Here is a 24701-nt window from a genome sequence, read left to right as displayed (position 1 = left end):
CATGTTACCTGTGCAGAAGATAGTAGGAATGAAAAAAGTAAAAAGTAATTATGTGAATGTAATTCGCTGGAAATTAGGCTTTGGGCAGAAAGAAGTCCCGGCAGTACCTGCAGAAGAGCTTGTAACCTTTAAGACTGCCATTGTTAAACCGGATAGCAAAAGAATCAGCAAACCTAATCCCCGTAAAATCCAGATAACCTGGATTGGCCATTCGACCTTCCTGATTCAAGTTGGAGGGGTCAATATCCTCACTGATCCGATATTCAGTACCTATGCTTCCCCTGTCCCAATTGCTAATTTCCGCCGGCTTGTGCCTCCGGGGATTGAGTTCGACAAACTCCCGGAAATCCATGCGGTGCTGATTAGCCATGACCATTACGACCATCTCGATGCCCCGACAATAAAGAAGTTGGGAAATAACGTATGTTACTTTGTGCCTCCGGGATTAAAAAAATGGTTTAATAAAAGGAAAATTACGAATGTCCTGGAAGTTCCGTGGTGGCAGTCTGTCATGTTCAAAGGGCTTACGGTCCATAGCGTTCCGCTCAAGCACTTTTCCGGACGGGGACTCCTCGATATGAACAAAGCCCTGTGGTCAGGATGGATTCTTGAAAGCAAATCCGGCAAGATATTTTTTGCCGGGGACACGGGATATTCGCCGGTATTTAAAAAAATCGGTGAGCGGTTCGGACCGCTAAAGGTCTCGCTGATTCCGATCGGAGCGTACGCTCCGCGCTGGTTTATGCGTCCGGTCCATGTTAACCCTCCCGAAGCAGTGAAGATGCACCGTGACATCGATTCCGAGAAATCCATCGGTATGCATTGGGGAACCTTTAAGTTGGCAGACAATCATCCGAACGAGCCGCCGGTATTTTTAAAAAAGACTTTAAAAGAAAAAGGTATCGACGAAGAGAGCTTTATCGTCATGAAATTCGGGGAAACACAATCCTTTTAACGCGTGAACTGGATATGGGGCAAACCCGGAACTCGAATTAGTTAGAAAAAACCATTTGGCACAAGCTGTCCTTACTTAGTTCGAGTTCCGGATTTTTAATCCTAAGATCATTCAATAAATTTATACTGTATTTTTTTCCGCTGATCTTCTTTATATACTTTCTTTAAGAATTCAAGTCCGGCATATTTATAGATAGAAATTTCCGTCGGAAACGAATAAATGAGTGTAATAAAGAAGGTCGGATCAAGCCTTTCTTTTATGGCAACTGCTGCGGTATTGATCATATCCCCTGCTTTCTCGCTGATCAGCGTCGCTCCAATTATCAGGTTGTCTTTATCGAGAATTAGCTTGAGAAAGCCTGTATCGCTGTCTATTACGGCTCGTTCGGTCCGTTCGAAGTTAACCACAATAGAGTCTCCGAACAGGTTCGCTTCTTTGGCCATTTGCTCAGTATACCCGACATGGGCGACTTCCGGTTTTGTGTAGATTGACCAGGTAACTTCCGAATAATCTATTTCGGTCGGCTCTTTTAATATAATATTTTTTGCTATCGTAAATCCCTGATAATTTGCCATATGGGTAAATTTGTAGGGTCCGACTACATCGCCACAGGCATAGATATTCGGGATGCTGGTTTGAAGGAAGGCATTCGTCTTGATATACCCTTTGGGGTCAAGTTCGACGCCTATAGTTTCCAGCCCCATGTTTTTGGTATTCGGCATCCTTCCCAGGGACGCAAAAATCGCATCGCCGATGATGTCGATCTTTTTCCCGTCCTTTTCAATAGTGGTAATCAGTTTTCCATCTTGTTGTTTTACTTCTTCAATGGATGACGAGAGATAAAGGTTAATGTTTTCGCTGCTGAAAATACGCTCCATGAATCCGCTGACTTCCGGATCATCTTTCGGAAAAATTGTAGGGACCATATCAATTATAGAGACCTGGGAACCCAGGAATTCGAATCCCTGCCCGAACTCCAGTCCTATTGATCCGGCTCCGAGTATTGTCAGATTTTTGGGCAACTGCTTCATATCAAAGATTGTCTCGTTGGTTAAGAATGGCACATCCGTCAGTCCTTTAATCGGAGGAATCACAGGGCGTGATCCTGAAGCAATTATTATATGTTCTCCCGTATAGGTGTTGTCTCCTACCTTGACGGAATGGTTATCAAGAAGCTCTCCTCGTCCATCAATGATACTAACACCCAGTTTCTTGTATTTTTCAAGGGTGTGCTCATAATCGTCATCAACAATATGGTTAACCCGCGACATGATTGTCGATAGGTCAATTTTTTCAATTCTGGCGTCGATCCCTAATTCGTGGGCCGTAGCAATCTGGTGTGCGACATGGGCACTATGTAAAAACGCCTTTGAGGGGATACAACCGGAGTTAATGCAGCTACCGCCAAATTTGTTCGATTCAATTATTGCTACTTTAGCTTTGAGTGAAACGGCAGACACGGCGAATGCCAGTCCTGCAGTTCCTCCGCCAATCACAATTGCATCATAATCGTACGTCATAGCATGTACTCCTTTTTTAGCTAGTTGGTAAGCGTTCTTGTGTTCTTTTCAGTGATCCGTCTGTTGTTGCGAGGTAAAATAACAAGATTTACATTTAATTTCAATAGAAAAAATTTGCCTGAATTAAGCCTGTTTTTAATGCCCGGCTTATGTTTAGGAAATCTCATTGAACGAGATTCCAATTTAATAAAATAATTGAATAAAAGTTTTTCTTCTGATAAAATAATAGGGTAGGGGGGTATGGTATAAGGTGAATAATGGACAATAATTTGAATTCGAACAAAAACGGAACTGCTCCTCACTGTGAGAAGTTAAAGAAAGATCTTGTAACGAGGCTGAATCGGATCGAAGGCCAGGTGCGAGGTATTAGTAAGATGGTTTCGGAAAATGTCTATTGTGATGATGTGCTGCATCAGATAGCCTCGGTAGAGGCAGCATTAACCGGCGTCACTAAATTGCTCTTAGAAGCTCATATAAGGGGCTGCGTTGTTGAGCAACTCGCGAATGGTGATACTGGTGTTATCGATGAGCTTCTGGTCACCATAGGAAAAATGATTAAGTAACGAAAGAAATTCATGCATAAAAAAACATCGATTATGATAACCGGAATGACGTGTGCTTCCTGTTCTGCCCGCATAGAGAAGAGACTTTACAAGCTCGCTGGTGTCAAAGCCGTAGCGGTTAATTTAAGTACGGAAAAGGCGAATATTGAGTATGATGATGCCCTCATAGCAGAGCCCGGGCTTCTCGATACCATTAGAGCCTTAGGCTATGGGACTGTTGATCCTGTTTCCAGGGCGGATAGCGAGAAAGAAATACGGGAAAAAGAAATACGCAGCTTGAGAAATCTGGTCATCGTTTCGGCTCTCTTGTCGGCACCGCTTGTAATTGCAATGGTCCTCGCGCTAGGGAACCTCCCCGTAGGGTTTCTTCATAGTCCCTGGTTTCAACTCCTGGTCGCAACTCCTGTGCAGTTTATAATCGGGTTTAGGTTTTATAAAAATGCGTATCATAATCTTAGGTCCGGGAGTCCCGGTATGGATGTGCTGGTTGCGATGGGAACCAGCGCCGCCTATTTTTTTAGTGTTTATAACGGCTTTTTTAAAAGTGCGCATATGGATTTACACCGCGAGTTATATTTTGAAGCTTCAGCAATAATTATTACGCTGGTGCTGTTTGGGAAGTATATGGAGGCTCTCGCACGGGGAAGGACCTCGGAAGCTATCAAAAAGCTCCTCAAATTGCAGCCGAAAACTGCAAGGGTAGTGCGCGGTCAAAAAGAGGACGATATCCCTATTGAATCGGTACAGATAGGAGACATCATTCTTGTCAGGCCAGGAGAAAAGGTGCCGGTAGATGGCGAGATTATCGAAGGGACCTCGGCTATTGACGAGAGCATGATAACCGGGGAGAGCCTGCCGGTAGAAAAACGCCGGGGCGATAGTGTCATCGGGGCAACCATTAACAGTTATGGAGCTTTTATGTTCCAGGCAAGCAAGGTGGGCAAAGATACCCTGCTTTCGAGCATAATAAGAATTGTAGAAGAGGCGCAAGGTTCGAAAGCGCCGGTTCAGCGGTTGGCAGATAAGGTTGCCTCTGTTTTCGTCCCGGTAGTTTTGCTGATTTCGCTTGCTACGTTTTTAGTCTGGTATTTTTTTGCCGGGGACTTCAGTTTCGGTGTGATCGCTGCGGTTGCAGTTATGGTGATTTCCTGTCCGTGTGCTTTAGGGCTGGCAACTCCGACTGCGATCATGGTCGGAACTGGTATCGGCGCTCAGAGAGGCATTCTTATTAAAAGCGGCGAGAGCCTGGAGAAAGCCTATCGGCTCACAACGGTCGTCTTCGATAAGACAGGGACCATAACCAAGGGAACTCCGGTACTTACGGACGTTAAATCTTTCAGTTCGCTTAGCGAAAAGGAGATTCTCAAGCTTGCCGGGAGTGCGGAGAAACGTTCGGAACACCCGCTGGGAGCTGCAATTTACCAGGCTGCAAAGCAAGCCTACCCCCAGGTGGACGATCCGGCTTTTTTTGAAGCTGTCCCCGGAAAGGGAATCAAAGCAAGGGTCGGTGACAAAACGGTCCTCATTGGTACCAGAGCTTTTATGCAAGACAATAAGCTTGATTCCACGATAGCCCAGACCGCAATCGCTCAGTTCGAAGAAGCAGGAAAAACGTCCATGTTGATTGCTGTTGATAACGTTTTGGCCGGCGTAATTGCTCTGGCAGATATGCTCAAAGAGCATTCTCGTGAAGCGATAGCTGAACTGAAAGACCTGGGGCTGGAAGTGTATATGATCACCGGAGATAATAAGAGGACCGCGCAGGCTATTGCTCAGCAGGTCGGTATCGAGAATGTACTGGCAGAGGTATTACCTGCCGATAAAGTTCGAGAGGTTGAAAGACTTCGGAAGCTGGGGAAAGTTGTCGCAATGGTCGGTGATGGGATTAATGATGCCCCGGCATTAACCATGGCTGATATAGGAATTGCTATAGGAACAGGAACCGATATTGCGATTGAATCCTCTGATATTACGCTTATCCGGGGTGATTTGCGATCAATCCCTGAGGCCATTCGATTATCAAAGAAAACCATGGGAAAGATACGGCAGAACCTGTTCTGGGCTTTTATTTATAATATTATCGGTATCCCTTTTGCTGCGTCCGGCCTTTTGAATCCTATAATTGCCGGGGCGGCAATGGCATTCAGTTCGGTATCGGTAGTTACTAATTCGCTAAGCCTTAAACGGATAAAGTTCGCGAATACCTACCACGAACAATAAAAGATGGAGGAGAGAAGATGAAAAAAGAAATCATTAATGTTGAGGGCATGAGTTGCCAGCATTGCGTAAGTTCGATTAAGAATGCTTTAGGTGGGCTTAGTGGTGTTAGCGGGGTTGAAATCGACTTGAAGAGCCATACCGCTTCAGTCGAATATGACGAAGCGATAGTCTCAATTGCCCGTATTCGAGAAACAATCGAGGACCAGGGATACGATGTTGTTTAACGCGTTCGTATCGTGTTCCGGCATTGACTGTCTCAGAGAAAAGAAAGTGTGCGCTTCAAATGCAAAATGATTCAGCCAAGTGGGTAGATATACTAGCGTCCGTTGCCCATAGTAAAACCTTCACTAAAGGTGAGCATGTATTTCATGCCCTAACCCCGGCAGAAAATTTTTTCTATATAATAGAAGGCGAGGTACGCATCTACAAGCTTGATTCTTCCGGCCAAGAGATCGAAGTCCGGCGGGCTTTCGCCGGAGATATCTTTGCCGAAGTTCTGGTCTTTGCCGGAATAAATTACCCGGTTTCAGCCCAGGCGGTGAAACCCAGTAAGTTAATAAGCTATAACAAACAGGAAGTCTACGCTTCAACGCAGCATGATAATCGCTTAGCCTTTTTTTTCATTGAAACCTTAGCACGGAGATGCCTGTTTTTGAATCAAGCCATCGATAATGTCTCAATGCAGGACCTGCCCGTTCGTTTAGCCCGCTATCTTTTGGGATATCTTGAGGAGCACGATATCCCCGTGAAGAACAACCAAGCCATAATCGAATTGTCGTTCCCCAAAAAAGATCTGGCCAACAAACTGGGTACGATTCCGGAAACCTTATCCAGGACCTTTGCCAAGCTCAATAGACTGGGGTACGTCGACGTATCCGGGAAAACAATTCTGATCAGGAACATAGAAGACTTAAAAGCGTTTTCGCTCTAAAGGCGATATGTTTTTCTTCTGTAGTAGTTGTCCGCACGGTGTTCCTGGACAGAACTGCAGCGGGTATAGTTTAATAGTAAGATACCGCGATAGAAACGGAAGCATTCGTTGTTAATAAAAGACATTCCGATATACGTAATGCACTATACAAAACTAGTCGATCGACGGATAAGGCTTGAAAATGTCCTTACCGGCATTGGCCTTACTGCGTATTGGGTAACAAGTTTCGATCAGGAACAACTTGACGGCAGCGAGTATTATTTTGATAATCAGGAGATTTGGCGGCAAAAAACAAAGCTTTTTGGTGACACGCCGTATAGGATACTAAAAAAATCAGAGATATCTCTGACTATGAAACATTTATATGCCTTTTCACATGCCTTGGCTCAGGATAGCGAGTATTCACTTTTTCTTGAGGACGATGTGGTTTTCTGTGATAACTTTGTAGCAATTTTTGATCATATGTTCCAAGGACTGCCGGCTGATGCTGATGCTGTTTTTATCGGAAATGGATGTAATCTGCGAATAAAAGCTCCCTTGCCGGATGTTCATTTTTACTGGAGAGACCATCCCGCGTGCAAGTGCACAGACTCTTTTCTGCTCAAAAAATCAGCCTTAGCTAAAATATTAACGACAATAAAACCGTTTAACTTGCCGATTGATTTCGAGTTATGCTACCAGTTCCAGCTGCATAATCTGAAGGTATACTGGCTGGAGCCGCCTATTGTCATCCAAGGCTCGCAAGTGGGGCTGTATGAATCGGCAATCCAATAGAAAGGGATGCGCATGTCGGCAAATGTCTCAGAAATAACCACCTTTAAGTACCGGGATTATACCTGTTTTTGTTCGAGCTACAGTTTTGAAAACATACAATTGACAGAGGTGCCTGCCTACCAGAAACAAGTCTTTAATAAATTTGGTTTTACGCTCAACCAGTTCCATGGCGATATGCGGCACCCGGATTTTATGGATTATATTATGAGAGCGATAGACGCGGATATTTTTATCTTTTTCGATATTGATTGTATTCCTTTGCGCAAAGATGCGATTGACTATTTGTTATCCCGATTTTTGCAAAAGGAAGGTATCCTGGGAATAGAGCAGCAGTGTAACTGTAACGCTTCGGTTAACCATATTTACGCCGGTCCTGCCTGTTTTTTGATTACGAAAGACTTGTACGAAAAGTTGGGTAGACCATCTTTTACAGAAAACTACCGGAGTGATGTTGCAGAAGAAATAACCTATATCTGCCAGGATAAAGGTATTTGTGTCGATGTTCTGAGAAAAACGCATAGCAATGGAAACCAGTGGCAGTTAGGCGAAACCGGGTGGTTTGGCAATGGAACAACGTACGAAAACGATTTGGTTTATCATCAATTTTCAATATCATCACAAGTTAATAATTTTATTGAAAAATGCAAAATGGTTCTGGCTACATAGCGTTGCCAGATTGTTCATACCGCTTAATCATTAGGTATCAGTGCCAGCAAGTATCATTTTTTTATACCACAAAAAATCATGTTTAGCCGGATAAGTTCTTCCTACAATTTCTTGGTATTTTTTTTCCAGGAAGTCTTCGGTGAGGTCAGTCCAGTTATCAATCACAACAACAGGCAGATCATAGAATGATTCCATCGCTGTATGCTTAAGAATGATAGGGATTGTCCCTACGTAAATAGATTCCCAGATTCTATGGCAATCTATACTGTTACCCGGGGGAGAAATGGTAAAGCTGTAAGAAGCCAATATGGTAAGGTACTCTTCGTAGTTATGTTGAGAAAAATCATAAGCGATAAAACTGCAATGCTGGAGCTCATTCAGTGCTTTGAGCCTGTCTTTCATATTAGTTGCAAGGTTAAAATTGCAGTAAACCATGCTTTTTTTAACAGTGGTTTTCTCCATAACCTTCACGAGGGCCTCTTTATTGCCATGTGGCCATTCTTCATTCGCAATACCGATTGGTATTGGTTGTAGTTTCGGATGCTTGATATGACAGTTCATTCCATACCACTTGATTAAATATTTATTCTCTAAGAGAGTGATATTGTTTACTGGATGGTCAGAATTATGAGTAATTAGTATAAAAGGGAAATTAATCTTTGGTAAAACCTGTTCGATAAAAAGATCTAAATAATAGTCAGTTTTTACAAAATATATATTCCTGTCCGGCGAAATGAATAAGTCCGAAGCACATTGATCGATAACACAGTCTGCTAATCGCCGGAACCTGTTCCCGGTTATAATGTGCTCTTCCTGTAATGCCGGTAACGACGTGCTCGCAAATATATCCCTTCCAAGCCGGGCATCCTCATGAAATTGCCGGATTCGTTTGCAATCAGTATTGTAAACCGCAACGATATCTGTGTGTTCTGCGGAGCGAAAGGCCTCTCGTGCATTCAGGGGATTATTATAGGTGCCGCCTAGTTGCGTTAATCCAATATTCATAACGTGCCGGAGGTAATAACTAAGACACAGGTCAATCGTAGTCTGGGTATCCTTATTATTATCAAAGAGCTGCTTCGCAAAAATAAGGAAAGCCTCTCTTTTTCCAAACAAAAGTTTCATAAGTTCGCGGCTCAAAAAAAGTCCCGGTCCTCCGGCATAAATCGCCGTATCAGGATCAAGCGTTGCCAGAGCTTTTTGAAGATTATACGGATGAATAAATGTCCGGCTATCTAACGAGACAAACCACTCGGCGTTCGGATGTTTCATATACATATCACAAAGACCAAAGAACCGCTGGAAAAACGTAGACAATTCTGCAGGTAGGCTCTCAATTTTTAATAATGTGATAGGAAGTGCCGGATCATTATGATAGCCGTGGAAATATATATATTTATAATATTCTCCCCAGGATAGTTTAATCGCCTTATCATGGTTGAAGTTATTTGCTTGCGTATATACGGAAACCACCGTATTCGCTATCTCCTTAAGTGCTGCGGGTTTACAAAGCAGTTGATTGTTATTGATCGAAAGTAAGTGCAAGGTTTTCAGTCTGATAAGAATACCATCCAGAGGTTTGAGATATCTGAGGACTGCCTGCTCTAAAGGGATGTCGCTATTGTTACACGCGTAGAATCCTATATTAACTGGCAATTCGCTATAATCTCCGGGAAAACCATATTCGAATATAGCCCAACTCGTGAACCCTGCCTGTACAAGGAGCGTATTCAATTCCTCTTCATTAAACAGCGACTTATGCAGTTGCGCTTGGTAATTTCTTACCATACTATCTTCAGGATCTCCATGAGTATAGCGGAATACATTGTAGAGATCAAAAACAGGACCTGCCGTTCCGGCAGATTTGTCCAGGTAAAACTTTGCCACATTTGTAAAATATGGTATGCCTATATAACAAACAAACCCATTCTTACTTAGAGCTTGGCGGATACGGTAGAGATGACAGACTCTTTTGCTACGGTAGAGATGCTCAAAAAAAGCATTACTGAAAGCGCACCCTATCGATACCGGCAATACCGGCAACTGGGCAAGGTCCATAGATAAGTCGGTGGTCTCAGTTTGGCTGATATCAATATTTATATATCCTTCAATGCGATGATTGCCGCATCCCAAATGCAGCTTCGCGTTCTCCAGATGTTTGAACTCTTCAGCAGTAATACTCATGTATTTTCCTTCGGAATAAGTGGTCCTGGGTGGCCGGTTCCTGGCACTATTCTGGTTTACAACCTTCCCATTATCTTAAACTTCCAAATAAATAATCATTATGGGTACCGTCCCAGGCCGGATTATCTATCGGATTGAACCCTGTAATATTGGTTATTAATGCGTAATCATTCCTTAATAAAAAGTTTACGGTATCAAGGAAGGTCGGCGTATAGATTTCTACTAATATAAATCTTGGTCTGTATTGGCTATAATCCAGTCCCATTAGAACTGGCAATTCATAATTTTCTACATCAATAGACATTAAGTCAACTGGGATATCTTTTAAATGGTTTGCAAATACTTTATTCAAGGTTAACGCTTTAACCGAAACATTAGACATCCGGTTCAACCTTTTTCCCTCTATACTTGACATCGGGTGTCCATCAAAATCCCCGGACAGGCTATCTGCCTGTTCGTCATTTGTAAGGGCTGCATTGATACAATAACTATGAGGACGATTTTTAACGCAGGCATGAAAGGCGTTTATTGAGGGTTCAACCAGAACCCCTTTCCAATGTTTATCTTTCTCAAGATAATAAGTATAAGAATCAAAAATACCATCATTAGCGCCAGCCTCTAAAAATATACCATTTTCTTTGTTTATTATGCCGAACAGCTTTACCAGATGCTTTAATTCCATATCATTTATTATATAGGCAGGAAATAAATATTTCAATTTGCTGGGCTCGTTCGCGAACAGTTCTTATTGTTTCGTAAATCTTTTGTCAAAGAAAAAATACTGTAATTATCTCCAAAATATTATCAATTGAACCGTGAAAAGGGTTCGCAGGTTCAACTCTTGTGTAATTATCATTTGCAGGTATAATGAGCGAACGCGGTAAAAAGGGAGGTTTTATTATGATTAAAACAAAAATTGCTCTTTTCGATGCGAAAGCCTATGACATCGAGTCTTTTAATTCTACAAATAGAGAATTTGGCTTTGATATAAAGTATTTTGAAAACCGGTTAAGTGATGACACTGTTAGTCTCGCGAAAGGTTTTAACGTTGTCTGTGCTTTTGTGAACGATACTATGGATGCAAAGGTTATCGACGTCCTCAAAGAATCCGGCATAGACCTTATTGCACTGCGAAGTGCCGGGTATAATAATGTTGATTTGAAAGCCAGCTACAATAATATCCACGTTGTGAGAGTTCCAGCTTATTCTCCCTATACTGTTGCGGAACATGCCGTAGCCCTGATGCTTACGCTCAATCGTAAGACCCACAAGGCTTTTTACCGCACAAGGGATAATAACTTTACGATTAAAGGTCTGTTGGGATTTGAGATGCACGGAAAGACCGCCGGAATTATCGGGACCGGAAAAATTGGGAAATGCCTGGTCAAAATATTAAAAGGGTTTGGGATGGAAGTGCTGGCTTATGATAAGTTCCCGGATGAACAATTCGCTAAGGAAGAGAAATTTGAATATGTTGATCTTGATACTCTTTTTAATAAGTCTGACATTATTTCGCTTCATTGCCCGCTTACCAAAGAAACCTTCCATCTGATAAATGTTCAGACCATGGCGAAGATGAAAGCCGGGGTCATGATTATTAATACCGGACGTGGCAAGCTGATCGATACCAAAGCATTGATTGAAGAGATCAAGTCGCAGAAAATTGGTTCAGCCGGGCTTGACGTCTATGAAGAGGAAAGTGAATATTTTTTCGAAGATTTTTCGGCTACGGTAGTGGAAGATGATACGCTGGCAAGGCTGCTTTCCTTTACGAACGTACTGGTGACTGCTCATCAGGGATTTTTTACCAAAGAGGCGTTAGCCACTATTGCCCATACTACCTTACAGAATATTAAGGATTATTTTGCTGACAGCAAACTGGAGAATGAGATTTGCTACAAATGTGACGAGAAAGTCTGTGTTAAGCAGCTTAAAGGCCGCTGCTTTTGATCACTGAGCTATCATAACTCAGGTGACGCAAGAACATAACAATTCTATTTCTAACCGGATATCACGATAAAGCATTAATATTTTCAGTGATTGAACCCTTTTTATCCCACACAGCATTGTAGATCGGCCCTCCGTTTTTCGTGATGCTAAAGGAACCGTTTTGGAATTTTCGGTTATTATTAATGATGTAGCGGACAGTTTCATTCGTATTTGTTTTTTCCATAGAGAGAATGATAGATATGGTGGGCGGCCTGTTATTCCATGCGGATGTTATTTTTTCTCTGCCTAGCACATAGGTCCAGGACCCTTCTGTAGCTTCGTTATTGCTTGTTCCGGATACAAACGGGCTATCATTGATGGCAATATCCCATGAAATTACGTTTTCCGACACCGGCGTTCCTGTGATTGTGACGGTAGACGCTTTATATCCTGGCGGAGAGGTTATTGTCCAAATCGAGGCTTTGTTATTTTTTTGCGGGACCGTGCTCTCAGTTTCCTTTAATATATTGCTCGATAGGTTGGTAAATAGAGTTATATCGGAAATAAATGTAGAAATTAATTTCGCGGTATCGGTTTGTGAAGCAGGCCCCTTTATCTTAATTGAGGAAGGTGTAACAAAGCTGGGGAGCTGCGGGGGATCAGGGCTCGCAGAGATTTGTATGCAGCCGTTAATCGGCAGCAAGCAAAACGCTAGCAGGCAAAAAGAAATATAACGCATTTTCCCTCCCTAAATTGACCAGGCATTATGATATATTAATATAAAAAAAAGTCAATGGAGGTTTGGCAGGTATTGTAGCCTGGTTCTCCAGGATTTTTAGGAGAAACTGATATGCTTTCTCTAATTCTTTACATGTTCAGTTATTAACCCTGATAATTCCAGCGAGTTTTTTCAAAAAAACTAATTATGTAGAAAATATGGCAGTTAGAGAGCTTGTGGCTAAGAGAATATTCAGTACTTATTGCCAAAAATTTTCTTAGAAGAAACTGGAAAGGAATTATCCGGGATAAAAAGCCAGGATAATATTTGGCATGAAAGTTGATACAAGATAGGTAAGGTTAAGTAAAGGGGATGAGTGCCATGAACAATCAGGATAATGCTTTAATAAACCAGATGTTCGAGAAAGCCGTTAATCAAGAGCCGATCATATCTCTTATGAAATTGGAAATAGTATTTGATACTAAAAAGGTTAATATATTTATCAGCAATAATTAGATCTTAGAGGGCGCAGTATGGTTAACAACCTGTGAGAGGAAGAAATATAATATATACGTAATTTTTTTATTTTGTTATTCTATAACCAAGGGTTGAGCTGCAGTTGTTATACGTTTTTGGTTATATCAACGCCGTGCATAGAACTAAAGGATGGCAAGAAAAAATATGAAAAATATGCTGTATTACATAATGTTGATTTCGATAATTTTGTTGATAATGTTTTTATACATTTTAGTGAATTATTATATCTACGGTAAATTGCTGGCGATCATTCCTAATAATCGTTTATGGCTGTTAATTTATCGAATAACTTTTATAGCGGTAGCCAGTTCTTTTTTGGTAGGGAGGATTATTGAGCGTGTTAATTCCGGTATCGTGAGTGGGACGATAATTCTGGTTGGCTCGTTCTGGTTAGGAATTGCATATTATCTGTTTTTGTTTTTTTTAGCTGCCGATGTAATCATTTTTTTGCTAACTTTTTTTCATCTGGTTCCAGGTACCAGAATAGCCGGTACTATGCTGCTAAGGTCTTGGACTTTCGTAGCTTTGGTGACAGCGCTAACGGTTTTTGGGCACCTTAATTCAAAGAATATCAGAGTCACGACAATCAGGTTGGATATACCCAAGCAGGCGGGTACGTTGAAGACGCTTAATCTCGTTGCTGTGAGTGATATTCATTTAGGTACCTTGATCCGTAACTCTCGCCTGAAACATATTATTGATACCGTGAATAGCCTAAATCCTGATATTGTCCTTCTTCCCGGTGATGTGGTTGATGAAGATCTTGCGCCGGTAATTAAATATAATATGGGTGACGAGCTTAAGGCAATTAAGTCCAAATTCGGGGTATTCGCCAGTACCGGCAATCATGAGTATATTGGTGGAGTTGAATCTGCGGTGCATTATCTTTCTCAATATGGGATCAAGTACCTTCGAGACGAAAAGGCGCTGGTAAATAACAGCTTTTATTTGATTGGCAGAGAGGATTCGAGCCGGTTCCGGTTTACAGGAAAGAAAAGAAAAGAGTTACAGGATATTATGACCGGTATCGACAAAAATTACCCCTTACTCCTGATGGACCACCAGCCGCGGAATCTTAAAGATGCTTATAATAATAAAATAGATTTTCAGATATCCGGACACACGCATAACGGGCAGCTATTCCCGAATAGCTTTATTACCAATATGATTTTCAAAAAAAGCTGGGGTTACTTGAGAGATGGTCAAACGCATTATTATGTTTCTTGTGGGGTAGGTACCTGGGGACCTCCAATGAGGATTGGCAGTATCGCTGAAGTAACCAACATTATCATTAACTTTAAACCATAAATCAGGTTAAGGCTGAAACAAATAATCCGGCTTAAATCGCACTTCCTTCACCTGCGGGAATTGCTTCGCGGTTTTAATGAACTGGTTGTGCAACATCATAATCCGTGCCGAACCTCCGCTTGAGAAGTTGTTCGGATCATTAAAGGTTAGGGTTAATATTCCTTTGCTTAGTGTGGCATCTTGCAGCGTAAAATCTGGATAAGGGAATTCGGTACTGAACCCTTCGGTTATTTCTTTTGCTGTTAGCCGGCCTTCCAGTAAGAGGTTTATCGTATCTTTAATGGGGGTTCTGGACGGGGTAATTTCACGCTGTACTGCTATGATCGAGGCCGGATTGCCTGTCATCTCCTTATCGATGTTTTTAGCTTTTTTGCTGTTATAGTAGAACAACTTTACTTTCACCATGTTTTTGGCGATATTCGTTGATTTTATATGGACTCTGCTTTTATTGGCAGTTTTGGCTTTGTCATTGTCTTTATATAAATATAAAGGTGCAAAGATAGCTATAACAACGAATAAAAACAAAAAAATATAAAGTTTGAGGTAGCTTTTAGCCGGTTTTGTGCGTGTTTTTATCCTGGATTTTTTCTTCTTTTTTGCCATAAATAATGCACCTTTTTATTGTCTGCTAGTTATCTATAATAAATGGGATGAGTCGACTTTTCAAGGGAGCTCCCATAAAATAGCAGGGCAATTTTAATTCTTTTTTCTCGCTGTATTGTATTATAAGAATCCGTATATTGCTCAAAATACATCAAATTATGAACATTATACTTTTTCGTAAAGCCGTCTAATAAATTATTTTTATTGGGTGGTTTTCCCATTCAACAATTCAAATTCTTTCTCATTAGCATTCAGTGCGAAAGACCCGGTTAATCCTTCGGTTATATATATTTTTTTATCTCCGGTAATAAAGATTGCGTTTATTCCTTTTATGCTATCTATCAGGCGCAGGCCTTTTTTTAATCCCAGAACGAAGGTTGCAGTGGATAATGCATCGGCATCGATAGCTTGATCTGCAATGATCGTAACGCTCATGAGGTCTGATTCCGAAGGATATCCGGTCTTGGGATCAAAAATGTGGTGGTACCGTTTATTGCCTTTCATAAAAAACCGCTCATAATCGCCGGATGTGGCAATAGCTTTGTTGGCGAGCCTAACTGTACCGATATAGGTCCCGTTTTTTTCCCTGGGGTGTTGAATCCCGATATTCCACGAAGTCCCGTCCGGTTTATACCCTAACGCGACAATATTGCCGCCGACATTTATAAATGCTGATTTTATGCCTTTTTCTTTATATATTTTTATAACTTCATCCCCTGCGAACCCTTTCGCGATGCCTCCGAGATCGACTATTTGCCCTTTCATCGCAAGCTTGGCTGAAGACTCTTTTTCGTAGAGCTTCAGACCTTTGTAATCAATCAGCGTTAAAAGCTTTTTTATTTCTGCTGGTGTTGGGACTGAAGGGTTTTCTGAGGTAACGCGCCATCTTTTTGATAACGGACCGACCATGACATTGAAGGCTCCGTTACTTAATGTCGCGTATTCCAGCGATTTTTTCAGCACATACATGGATTCTGGGCTAAGTTTTACTTTGGCTTGCCCTGCCAGGGTATTAAGTTTATGAATCTCGCCGCCGGGAGTATATACCGTCATCAGGCTTTCTAATTGTTTCACCCTGGTTATTGCTTCCCGGGCGACCTGTTTTGCGTTTTTACCGTATATTTTTTGTGTGATGACCGTACCCATTGCAAGATCAGCCGAGTCGTAAGGCCTGTCGAAATTAGAGGCGCAGGAGACTAGCAGTGCGGTGGATAATAATAATAATAGAAATAGAGAGATAAGTTTGTTCATTGAAAAGGTTCCGTAAAGTATTATTGGGGGAATTATATCATGTCTTATTCTGGGTGTTAAAGATGTTAATAATGTGTCTTCGTAGGCTCCTCAGACATCCTCGGCGATTTGGGTGTCGGATTGTTTCCTCGTGAGAATTACCGTAGATTATAGTCAAAACCAATGCGATAACGACTGGACTGTTATGAGAATATTTGTAGAAAAAATAATAACCAAAAATGATTATATAAAGGTTTATAAAAATAGTCTGGTAACAAATCTTGCTTTGTGCTACAACGACCCCAAATCGGTAAAAAGGGGGGGAGTCGTATGCGATACAAGGTTTGTCTCATCATAGTGGCAGCAGTGTTGAGTATTGGGCTTATTGGGTGTGGGCAAATAACGAAGGACCTTACGGATGATAGTGCGAAAAACACGACTGGTGGTGTGAATCAAGATCAAGAGACGGTTATTTCAGAGAGAACAGTCAATATATCAACCTCTATGGTAAGGGCCGGCACTATCAAACCCCAGTGTGTAACCGGTCCCGATTCAATTACGCTAGCTGAAGGCAAGTCAGAACTCTTAAGCTTTTTGGTAGATTGCCAGGATACAACCACTCCTGGATTAATCCGCATTGAATTGCGGGGGTATCTGGACGAGGATGGGCTTGTCGGACAGGATAACCCGACGAGTATCCTGCCGGTTAAGGTAGATTGTTCCAACGGCACAATTGAACTCAATAAAAACACAGTAGTGCTGCAAACCTGGACAGCGCCATTTGCGGCAAGTTCGCTGTCAACTACGGTGGACATGAATGTGTCAGGTGACTGGACTAATGCCGGTAACCAGGCCTATAGCGGAAAGCTGCATTTGAAGTTGGTGAAGGTTTTTACTCCGGATGGAGTGGAAACTGATAAATTCATTTGGCATCAGGTTATACCGACGCCATTTCCAAGGCGATGGGGATTTTCCGCAATAGAGTTTAAAGATAGGTTATATATCATAGGCGGAAACAAAGGGCCAACATCTGGTGATTTGGTTAACGATATTTGGTATAGCGATGAAAATGGGAACAATTGGACGCAAGTTTTAGTACCAACTGGTAATTATGTAATAAATAATAATGGAGCAGTAGTATTTCAAAATAAGATCTGGTTGCTAGGTCCGAATGGTGTTCATAATAGTTCTGATGCTATTAAATGGGATAAAATGACAAATCAAGCGGTTGCTCCATTCAATCCATTGGTTTTTAATAATAAGCTCATGACCATAGAAAATGATACTGTATGGGAATCTGAAAACGGTAAGGACTGGAACTCATTCTCAATCTCTGCTCTTCAAAATTTAGAGAAAGGCAATGTTCTACCTAACCAAGCAGCTGTTTATAAAGACAAATTATTTATATTAACAAATGGCAAATTATTATATTCGACTGATGCCCATACTTGGCAAATATTAAAAACTGACATGAGGGGCGAACTTTTAACGGTATACGACGATAAGCTTTGCTTTTTTGAGCGTTTTGCGGAAAAAGGTGTGGTGGGAATGAAAGTATTACAATCTACTGACGGCAAGAATTGGTCTAGCCTAGTTATTAACGGCGATAACTACAATGTTTTGTTGAGTTATTCAGTGTTTACAAAATTTCATGACCGTTTATATGCTTTTTGGAGTGATATCGACAATATGGGGAATAATTACCATTCTGAAGTATGGTATATTGACCCTAGCTAGGAAATAATAGAGAGCACAATGCGCCCCTGGTTTTAACTGGGGCGCACTTTATTCCTTCGTTTAATCTCCATAAGGCATATCTATCAAACTGTTGATATATCGCTCAATCCAATAATACTGACCTACTTCTTGTTTTAAAGCGCCTGTCACACCAGAAGGGCAACCGTGTGTCGACTGCCAAGTATTTTCAATACCATTATAATCATCATCTGTTATTATGTTCCCTGTTGAATATGTCGGATAATCTCCTGCTGATGGATAAGTTGAATTAGGAAATGTTACATAAAAGTTTTTAAATTCATTAATAAATCCATTATCTATATTGTCCCGCCCTCCGGTTAGGCAGCCTGCATTTTGTGTCACTAAGCTTGCTGCGGTTGTGGCGTCCTGCGAGGTGATTCTTATTGTAGGCTCAGGCATAAAAGAAGGATTTGAAGCCATAACCAAGGGGTGGCTGACTGCCACTAGTAGCCTTTCTTTTTTTGCTATACTATAGGTAGTATGGAATTGATCAGCAAACTCAACTACTGATTTTGAGGTTGGTCATTAGTATCTCTTAACGGCAAATAATAGAAAGTTAAAAAGTAATGCAAAAACAGAACAGTAAAGTAGAAACCGCAACTCCAAAATCATGTTCAATTTCAGTTGTAAAAAATGAAGCTGATAATATTGAATCTTTTGTCAGATATAACTTAAATGTAGTAGATTCCATGATAATAATGGATAATAACAGTTCTGACAGCACTTTATGGATCTTAAACCGGCTGCTCGCCGAAGGCTTACCAATAATTATTATGGAAGATAAAACAATTTCCCATAATCAGAGTGAAAAGATGACCTTCTTATTGAATGAATCGGTGAAGCGGTTATCTCCTGATATTATTTTTCCATTGGATGCTGATGAGTATATCACAACAATTGATCCTGAACTTAATCCCAAAGAAATATTCCAATTGTTAGAATTAGATAAAATATATTACATAAAATGGCAGACATATATCCCTACTGTTTATGATAAGAAGGATGAGCCATTCATCCCTAAAAGAATCAATCATATCCGTTCAGACAGTTTAGAGGATTATTCTAAGGTAGTTATAACAAAAACCATTATCGAAAAATATCCTCTGACTGTCGCCATGGGCAATCATGATATTACACTCGATAAAGGCTTGTTGTCTGAAAAACAAAATAAACGGGTAGATATAAGAGCATTAAGAATCGCACATTATCCGGTTAGATCTCTTTCCCAGCTGAAATCTAAAATATACGTAGGCTGGATTAATACTTTGATGAAGCCTAATAAAGGTACATTAGAAGGTGAGCACTGGAAAAATTTGTATAATCTTTTAAAAAATGAGAAAAGCATTGATCTCACTGGGATAGCAACTTCATATGCGGTATTTAATCGCCAGGAAATCAATAAAGAGTTATCATTTAACCCGCTGAATATATCTTTTTGCAATAATATTGAAATAAAATATATCAAAGAATCACAAAGTGATCCCTTGCTGAATGTATTATCTAATTGTGAATGTTTGGCAGAAGAATATGCGCAACTGCATAGGGACTTAATAAATCTACAAAACGGGCAAACCACGCTGGAATGAGATTCGTGCTATTGCCGAACTAACTAACCTCAAAATACGCTTTTTTAGCTATTTAATGAATAAAATATGTTTTTATTTGGGATGCTTATATTCTTATGTTATAATAATTTTGTTTTTCTCATTCGGTTAGAATTCAAAAAAAGGACAAAAGTGAAATTTTCAAAATGAAACAAATATTAAAAACCTTTAAAGGCGGTATAAAATTGCCGCATCACAAACATACCTCCGAGATGTCGACGGTGACGATGCCGATACCAAAAAAAGTTGTCATTCCAATGCTTCAGCATATTGGAGCGCCTTGTGCTGTCCTGGTAAAAAAAGGGGACAAAGTAAAGGTAGGCCAGAAGATCGGGGATAGCGAGTCCTTTATCTCAGCTCCGGTGCATTCAAGCGTATCCGGGGTAGTGCTTAACGTGAAGCCGGTCCTTTATCCCGGTGGGTTCGAAGTTCCTTCGGTTGAAATCGAACCCGATGGTTTGCAGGAAGTGTATGAAGGAATCATGCCTCCGGGGAATATTCCAACAAAAGAATTGATCAGCGCGATCCGTGAATCAGGTATTGTTGGTCTTGGCGGCGCAGGGTTCCCAACTTCAGTTAAACTATCACCGCCACCTGGCAAAACACTTGCAGTGCTAATAATAAACGGGGCGGAATGCGAACCGTACATAACCTCCGATTACCGGGAGATGATGGAGAATCCGCAGGGCATTATTGACGGCACCAGAATTATCATGGATATTGCCGGAATAAAAAAAGCCTTTATAGCAATTGAATCGAACAAGCCTGAAGCCATAAAACTCTTAACCCGGCTCCTCAGGGATGATCCGGATATCAAAGTCGCGTCCTTAAGAACGGTTTACCCTCAGGGAGCAGAGAAGCAGATGATATATACTGTTTCCGGAAGAGAAGTCCCGGGCGGAAAACTTCCTGCCGATGTAGGAGTTCTTGTTCAGAATATTAATACGGCTTCGTTCATTGCCGGATTTATTAAGACCGGTATGCCGCTGATTAAAAAACGTGTAACTATCGCCGGATCGGCAGTCAAAGAACCTAAAAACGTAGAAGTACTTATCGGTACGCCATTAAAAGACGTATTCGAATTTTGCGGCGGTTTTGCGCAGGAACCGTTAAAGATTATTATGGGTGGCCCGATGATGGGAATAGCTCAGTTTTCGCTTGATAACATGGTCGTTAAGCATACGAACGCGCTCCTGGCCTTTAATCGGATAGATGCTGAGCTCCTGAAGGAGAGCGCATGTATCCGGTGCGGCAAATGCGCAACCGTCTGCCCGATGGGATTATTGCCCTTATACATTAACGCTAACATGACAAAGGGCTTGATAGAGGATACTGTTAAATACAGCCCGGCTGATTGTATAGAATGCGGAAGCTGTTCCTACGTCTGCCCGGCAAAAAGGCACCTGGTACAATCAATTCGCTATGTCAAAGCCGAACTTCAGAAACTGGCGAAAAAGAAATAAAGGGGATCGACAATGGAGCTTAATTTAATCGCAGGTTCTTCTCCTCATTTGAGAAGCAAGGTTTCTACTTCCAGTATTATGAGAGATGTCATTATTGCTCTGATGCCGGCACTTGCTGCTTCTATCTATTTTTTCGGGCTAAGAGCCTTTTTGGTGATCCTCGTTACGGTGCTTGCCTGCGTTATTGCTGAAATGGCGGCTAACAAGTTCATGAAGAAAGCTATTACCATAAGTGATTATAGTGCAGTTGTCACCGGGATATTACTGGCGTTTAATCTGCCACCCGGCATTCCCCTGTGGATTGCCGCTCTGGGCGGTCTATTTGCGATCGTTATAGTGAAACATATGTTTGGAGGTTTAGGTCATAATTTCGTTAACCCGGCGCTTGCTGCGAGAGCTTTTCTCATGGCGTCCTGGCCTGTGGCGATGACAACCTGGGTAAACCCGGGACTTGATGCGGTTGCCTCTGCTACGCCTGACGCGATGGCGTCTGCGACTCCGCTGGCCCTTATAAAAACCGGAACAGAAGCCGCCGGATCTCTACCGCACCTCATGGATTTGTTCATCGGGAATGTCGGTGGATGTATTGGCGAAACTTCTGTCCTGGCACTGTTAATCGGCGCGGCCTATTTGGTATACCGGAGGATCATAACCCTTGAGATCCCTTTATCTTTTATCGGAACAACCGCGTTGCTGACCTGGACGCTTGGTGGGACTACCCTGTTTACCGGTAATTTTGTTTATCATATTTTTGCCGGTGGATTAATGCTGGGGGCTTTTTTTATGGCGACTGATTACACTACCTCCCCGATTACTTCCAGGGGTAAACTTATTATGGGAACAGGCTGCGGGTTGTTAACTGCGGTTATTCGATTATATGGGGGATACCCGGAAGGGGTGTCGTACTCTATTCTGCTAATGAATCTGACGGTTCCATTGATCGACGCGTATACTATCCCCAAAAAATTCGGGATAGCAAAGAAATCCGGAGGTGAAAAAGCCAATGCGTGACATGCTCAAACCAACACTTTCGCTTCTATTTATTTGTGTCTTTTTTGGATTTTGTCTGGCCGTTGTTAATTCCTTGACGGCAGATGTTATCAAACAGCGGGTCATTGAAAGCGCTCAGCAGCAACGAAAAGAAGTCCTTCCGGCAGCCGAACGCTTTGAATCTCTGCCTGTTTCTACTTCTTCCGAAATTAAAGCAGCCTATCGGGGTGTGGCCTCTGACAAAACGATCGGCTATGTTTTTTCATCAACTCCGAAAGGGTATGGAGGCGCAATCAATGTAACCGTAGGAATAAAAATGGATGGCAGCCTGTCAGGGGTCAAGATCGGAGAGAATAAAGAAACTCCGGGTCTCGGCACGAAAGCAGCAGAACCGGGTTTCATAAACCAGTACATAAAAAAAAGCATTAAGAAGGTGCTGACAGTCGTCAAAATAAAACCGTCTGCCGATAACGAAATACAAGCGATCAGCGGAGCCACGATTACCTCAAAAGCGGTGACGCTTGCCGTGAACAACTCTGCAGCGTTTGCTAAGTCCCTTATTGCTCAGGAGGTCCGCGCTGAATGAACTTATTTAAAATACTTAAAAATGGCATTATAACCGAAAACCCTACCACAAAACTTGTCCTCGGGACGTGCCCTACTCTGGCGGTCACAACGTCCGCAATTAATGGCATTGGGATGGGCATATCCACGACCGCTGTCCTGATCGGGTCGAACTTCGTCATATCGATACTCAGAAAATCTATACCGGCTAAAGTCCGGATACCGGCATTTGTTATTGTTATCGCTTCGTTTGTCACTATTGTCCAGATGTTGCTGAAGGCTTATGTGCCTTCTATAGACAAAGCTTTGGGGATATTCATTCCTCTCATTGTGGTCAATTGTATTATTTTGGCAAGGGCAGAAACTTTTGCTTCCAAGAATTCTCCTCTAGCTTCGGCTTTTGACGGACTTGGAATGGGTATCGGGTTTACGCTTGCGCTTCTCGTTATGGGAAGTTTTCGGGAAATACTTGGGAACGGGACGATCCTTGGCCTTAAATTGTTTGGAGAGTCATATAGTCCGGCTTTGATAATGATACTTCCTCCGGGAGGGTTTCTGGCCTTTGGAATGTTAATAGGCCTGACAAATAAGCTGTCGATAACCAAAATAACTGCTTCAGGGTGTAGCGGGTGTAAGGCTCCGTGCAAAACTGTATCCGAAACACAACCAGTGCCGGAAACGGTTGTTCGGCAGGAACCGGTAGCCCAGTGTTCCGCGAAAAAATAGGCGCAAAGAGGAGTGAGTGAAGGTATGTTGCAACAAATAATGACGGCTTTTCTTGGTGCAGTACTCATCGAGAACTTTGTTTTGGTAAGGTTTCTGGGAATCTGTCCTTTTCTCGGAGTGTCGCGCAAGACCGATACTGCCTTGGGGATGGGGGTTGCTGTGGTATTTGTAATGGCGATCTCTTCTGCTGTAACCTGGATGGTACAGGAATATATTCTTGTTACGTTTCACCTTGAATATCTGCAGACAATAACTTTTATCCTGGTAATCGCCACGCTTGTGCAACTTGTTGAGCTGATTATCCAGAAGACCAGCCAGGCGCTCTATAAAGCCCTGGGAGTTTATTTGCCTTTGATAACAACGAATTGTGCTGTTTTGGGTGTTTGTATCATTAATGTTCAGAAAGGGAGCAATTTCCTTGATTCTTTTTTATACGGGACGTTTGCTGGTATGGGTTTTACGTTAGCGATAGTTCTTTTTGCGGGTATCAGGGAAAGACTGGTATTTTCCGATATCCCGGAAAACCTTAAAGGGTTTCCCATTTCATTAATTTCTGCATCGCTGGTTTCTCTGGCTTTTTTTGGATTTCAGGGGTTAATTAAATAGGCTAAGATTATTTCGAAGAGGTGAAAAATAATGATAGAGACAATATTATCTCCAATAGCTGTTCTCGGCAGTATGGGGATTTTATTTGGTATCGGGCTTTCGTATGCGGCAAAGATTTTTGCTGTTAGCGTTGACGAAAAAGTGGCATTGATTCGGGAATCGCTGCCGGGGGCAAACTGTGGCGGGTGTGGCTTTCCCGGGTGTGATGGCTTTGCAGCAGCTGTTGCGCAGGGGCGTGCGCCGATCGAGGCCTGTTCGGTAGGTGGAAGTGAAGTCTCTGCTAAACTCGGAGAAATTATGGGTTTGTCAGTAGCGCAAACCGAAAAAAAAGCAGCCAGGGTATTATGTAACGGTAATTGTACTGCGGCTGTCGGTAAATATGATTATTATGGTATTCGGGATTGCGTTGCTGCCTCAACGATATTCGCAGGGCACAAATCATGTTCTCACGGATGTCTGGGCTTTGGTACGTGCCTGACGGCCTGTCCATTTGGTGCAATTGGCATCGAGAATGGGGTTGCCGTAGTCAATGAAGCTCTTTGCACTGCCTGTGGCAAGTGTGTTGCGGCTTGTCCCAAGAAGCTTATTGAGCTGGTTCCGGTATCCGGCAGATATACGGTGTTATGCCGGTCGAAAGATACCGGGATGGCAACCAAAAAGAATTGTACTGTCGGCTGTATGGGCTGTATGAAATGTGTTAAGGTCTGCGTTCCGGCTGCAATCGGCATGGAAGGGCCGCTTGCGAAGATTAATCCTGTAAAGTGCACCAACTGTGGCGAATGCGCAAAAGTATGTCCGGCAAAAGCTATTGTTATGATCGATTAAAAAATATTCTATATAATGAGGAGTCAT

Annotated in this window: 25 protein-coding genes; 17 read left to right on the top strand and 8 right to left on the bottom strand. The window is 42.0% G+C overall.

Going from position 1 to position 24701, the window contains the following annotated elements; genetic code table 11:
* Position 1 precedes the first annotated feature (1 nt).
* Entirely contained in the window at positions 2-955 is a 954-nt protein-coding gene (locus DKM50_09260) for an MBL fold metallo-hydrolase (protein ID PZM79443.1), read from the top strand.
* Positions 956-1062: 107 nt separating this feature from the next.
* Here the strand turns inward: DKM50_09260 and DKM50_09255 are convergent, their stop codons facing one another.
* Positions 1063-2475, bottom strand: a complete 1413-nt coding sequence (locus DKM50_09255; GenBank protein ID PZM79442.1) for a hypothetical protein — start codon at positions 2473-2475, stop codon at positions 1063-1065.
* A gap of 257 nt (positions 2476-2732) precedes the next feature.
* Here DKM50_09255 and DKM50_09250 point away from each other — a divergent pair, with 257 nt between their 5' ends.
* The 6 genes from DKM50_09250 (at position 2733) to DKM50_09225 (ending at position 7629) form a co-directional block, all read left to right on the top strand.
* Positions 2733-3038, top strand: a complete 306-nt coding sequence (locus tag DKM50_09250; protein PZM79441.1) for a CsoR family transcriptional regulator — start codon at positions 2733-2735, stop codon at positions 3036-3038.
* A gap of 12 nt (positions 3039-3050) precedes the next feature.
* Entirely contained in the window at positions 3051-5258 is a 2208-nt protein-coding gene (locus DKM50_09245; protein PZM79440.1) for a heavy metal translocating P-type ATPase, read from the top strand.
* 17 nt (positions 5259-5275) lie between these two features.
* Positions 5276-5482 (top strand): copper resistance protein CopZ, encoded by a 207-nt coding sequence (locus DKM50_09240; GenBank protein PZM79439.1) that lies wholly within the window; start codon positions 5276-5278, stop codon positions 5480-5482.
* A 59-nt stretch (positions 5483-5541) separates the two neighbouring features.
* On the top strand, positions 5542-6189 hold the full coding sequence (locus tag DKM50_09235) for a hypothetical protein (protein PZM79438.1): 648 nt from the start codon (positions 5542-5544) through the stop codon (positions 6187-6189).
* A gap of 108 nt (positions 6190-6297) precedes the next feature.
* Positions 6298-6963: a hypothetical protein gene (locus DKM50_09230; protein ID PZM79437.1), complete on the top strand. Its 666-nt coding sequence runs from the start codon at positions 6298-6300 to the stop codon at positions 6961-6963.
* A gap of 12 nt (positions 6964-6975) precedes the next feature.
* A complete protein-coding gene (locus DKM50_09225; GenBank protein ID PZM79436.1) occupies positions 6976-7629 on the top strand; it encodes a hypothetical protein in 654 nt (217 codons plus the stop codon).
* Positions 7630-7659: 30 nt separating this feature from the next.
* Here the strand turns inward: DKM50_09225 and DKM50_09220 are convergent, their stop codons facing one another.
* Positions 7660-9813, bottom strand: a complete 2154-nt coding sequence (locus tag DKM50_09220) for a hypothetical protein (protein ID PZM79435.1) — start codon at positions 9811-9813, stop codon at positions 7660-7662.
* 70 nt (positions 9814-9883) lie between these two features.
* Positions 9884-10531: a hypothetical protein gene (locus DKM50_09215; GenBank protein PZM79434.1), complete on the bottom strand. Its 648-nt coding sequence runs from the start codon at positions 10529-10531 to the stop codon at positions 9884-9886.
* A 185-nt stretch (positions 10532-10716) separates the two neighbouring features.
* Here DKM50_09215 and DKM50_09210 point away from each other — a divergent pair, with 185 nt between their 5' ends.
* Positions 10717-11763: a 2-hydroxyacid dehydrogenase gene (locus DKM50_09210; protein ID PZM79474.1), complete on the top strand. Its 1047-nt coding sequence runs from the start codon at positions 10717-10719 to the stop codon at positions 11761-11763.
* A gap of 61 nt (positions 11764-11824) precedes the next feature.
* Here the strand turns inward: DKM50_09210 and DKM50_09205 are convergent, their stop codons facing one another.
* Positions 11825-12481 carry a hypothetical protein gene (locus tag DKM50_09205; protein PZM79433.1) on the bottom strand — a complete coding sequence of 219 codons (657 nt, stop codon included), beginning with the start codon at positions 12479-12481 and terminating at the stop codon, positions 11825-11827.
* A 645-nt stretch (positions 12482-13126) separates the two neighbouring features.
* Here DKM50_09205 and DKM50_09200 point away from each other — a divergent pair.
* Positions 13127-14305, top strand: a complete 1179-nt coding sequence (locus tag DKM50_09200; protein PZM79432.1) for a metallophosphoesterase — start codon at positions 13127-13129, stop codon at positions 14303-14305.
* Between the two features lie 6 nt (positions 14306-14311).
* Here the strand turns inward: DKM50_09200 and DKM50_09195 are convergent, their stop codons facing one another.
* Genes DKM50_09195 through DKM50_09185 form a run of 3 tightly spaced genes read right to left on the bottom strand, consistent with a single transcriptional unit; the run spans position 14312 to position 16159 of the window.
* On the bottom strand, positions 14312-14908 hold the full coding sequence (locus DKM50_09195; GenBank protein ID PZM79431.1) for a hypothetical protein: 597 nt from the start codon (positions 14906-14908) through the stop codon (positions 14312-14314).
* 29 nt (positions 14909-14937) lie between these two features.
* Complete coding sequence (locus DKM50_09190) at positions 14938-15129, bottom strand: hypothetical protein (protein PZM79430.1); 192 nt, start codon at positions 15127-15129, stop codon at positions 14938-14940.
* Complete coding sequence (locus DKM50_09185) at positions 15110-16159, bottom strand: FAD:protein FMN transferase (GenBank protein PZM79429.1); 1050 nt, start codon at positions 16157-16159, stop codon at positions 15110-15112. The genes DKM50_09190 and DKM50_09185 overlap by 20 nt, the downstream gene beginning before the upstream one ends.
* Before the next feature lie 309 nt (positions 16160-16468).
* Here DKM50_09185 and DKM50_09180 point away from each other — a divergent pair, with 309 nt between their 5' ends.
* Positions 16469-17875: a hypothetical protein gene (locus tag DKM50_09180; protein ID PZM79428.1), complete on the top strand. Its 1407-nt coding sequence runs from the start codon at positions 16469-16471 to the stop codon at positions 17873-17875.
* Positions 17876-17935: 60 nt separating this feature from the next.
* Here the strand turns inward: DKM50_09180 and DKM50_09175 are convergent, their stop codons facing one another.
* Positions 17936-18340 (bottom strand): hypothetical protein, encoded by a 405-nt coding sequence (locus DKM50_09175; GenBank protein PZM79427.1) that lies wholly within the window; start codon positions 18338-18340, stop codon positions 17936-17938.
* A gap of 122 nt (positions 18341-18462) precedes the next feature.
* On the opposite strand from DKM50_09175, the gene DKM50_09170 reads away from it, so the two are divergent.
* From DKM50_09170 to DKM50_09140, 7 genes are all read left to right on the top strand, one after another.
* Positions 18463-19482, top strand: coding sequence for a hypothetical protein (locus DKM50_09170; GenBank protein ID PZM79426.1), 1020 nt, complete (start codon positions 18463-18465; stop codon positions 19480-19482).
* Between the two features lie 164 nt (positions 19483-19646).
* On the top strand, positions 19647-20963 hold the full coding sequence (locus tag DKM50_09165) for an electron transport complex subunit RsxC (protein ID PZM79425.1): 1317 nt from the start codon (positions 19647-19649) through the stop codon (positions 20961-20963).
* A 12-nt stretch (positions 20964-20975) separates the two neighbouring features.
* Positions 20976-21974 (top strand): Na+-transporting NADH:ubiquinone oxidoreductase subunit D, encoded by a 999-nt coding sequence (locus DKM50_09160; protein ID PZM79424.1) that lies wholly within the window; start codon positions 20976-20978, stop codon positions 21972-21974.
* Positions 21967-22539 carry an electron transporter RnfG gene (locus DKM50_09155; protein PZM79423.1) on the top strand — a complete coding sequence of 191 codons (573 nt, stop codon included), beginning with the start codon at positions 21967-21969 and terminating at the stop codon, positions 22537-22539. The genes DKM50_09160 and DKM50_09155 overlap by 8 nt, the downstream gene beginning before the upstream one ends.
* Positions 22536-23243, top strand: coding sequence for an electron transport complex subunit E (locus DKM50_09150; protein PZM79422.1), 708 nt, complete (start codon positions 22536-22538; stop codon positions 23241-23243). Before DKM50_09155 ends, DKM50_09150 begins: the two co-directional genes overlap by 4 nt.
* Positions 23244-23267: 24 nt before the next feature.
* On the top strand, positions 23268-23849 hold the full coding sequence (locus DKM50_09145) for an electron transport complex subunit RsxA (protein PZM79421.1): 582 nt from the start codon (positions 23268-23270) through the stop codon (positions 23847-23849).
* A 30-nt stretch (positions 23850-23879) separates the two neighbouring features.
* Entirely contained in the window at positions 23880-24674 is a 795-nt protein-coding gene (locus tag DKM50_09140; protein PZM79420.1) for a ferredoxin, read from the top strand.
* The last annotated feature ends 27 nt before the right edge of the window (positions 24675-24701 follow it).

The sequence above is a fragment of the Candidatus Margulisiibacteriota bacterium genome (assembly GCA_003242895.1).
Taxonomy (GTDB): Bacteria; Margulisbacteria; Riflemargulisbacteria; order GWF2-39-127; family GWF2-39-127; genus GWF2-39-127.
Note: the sequence above shows the minus strand (reverse complement) of the source record. Positions and strands in the feature narration are given on the sequence as shown.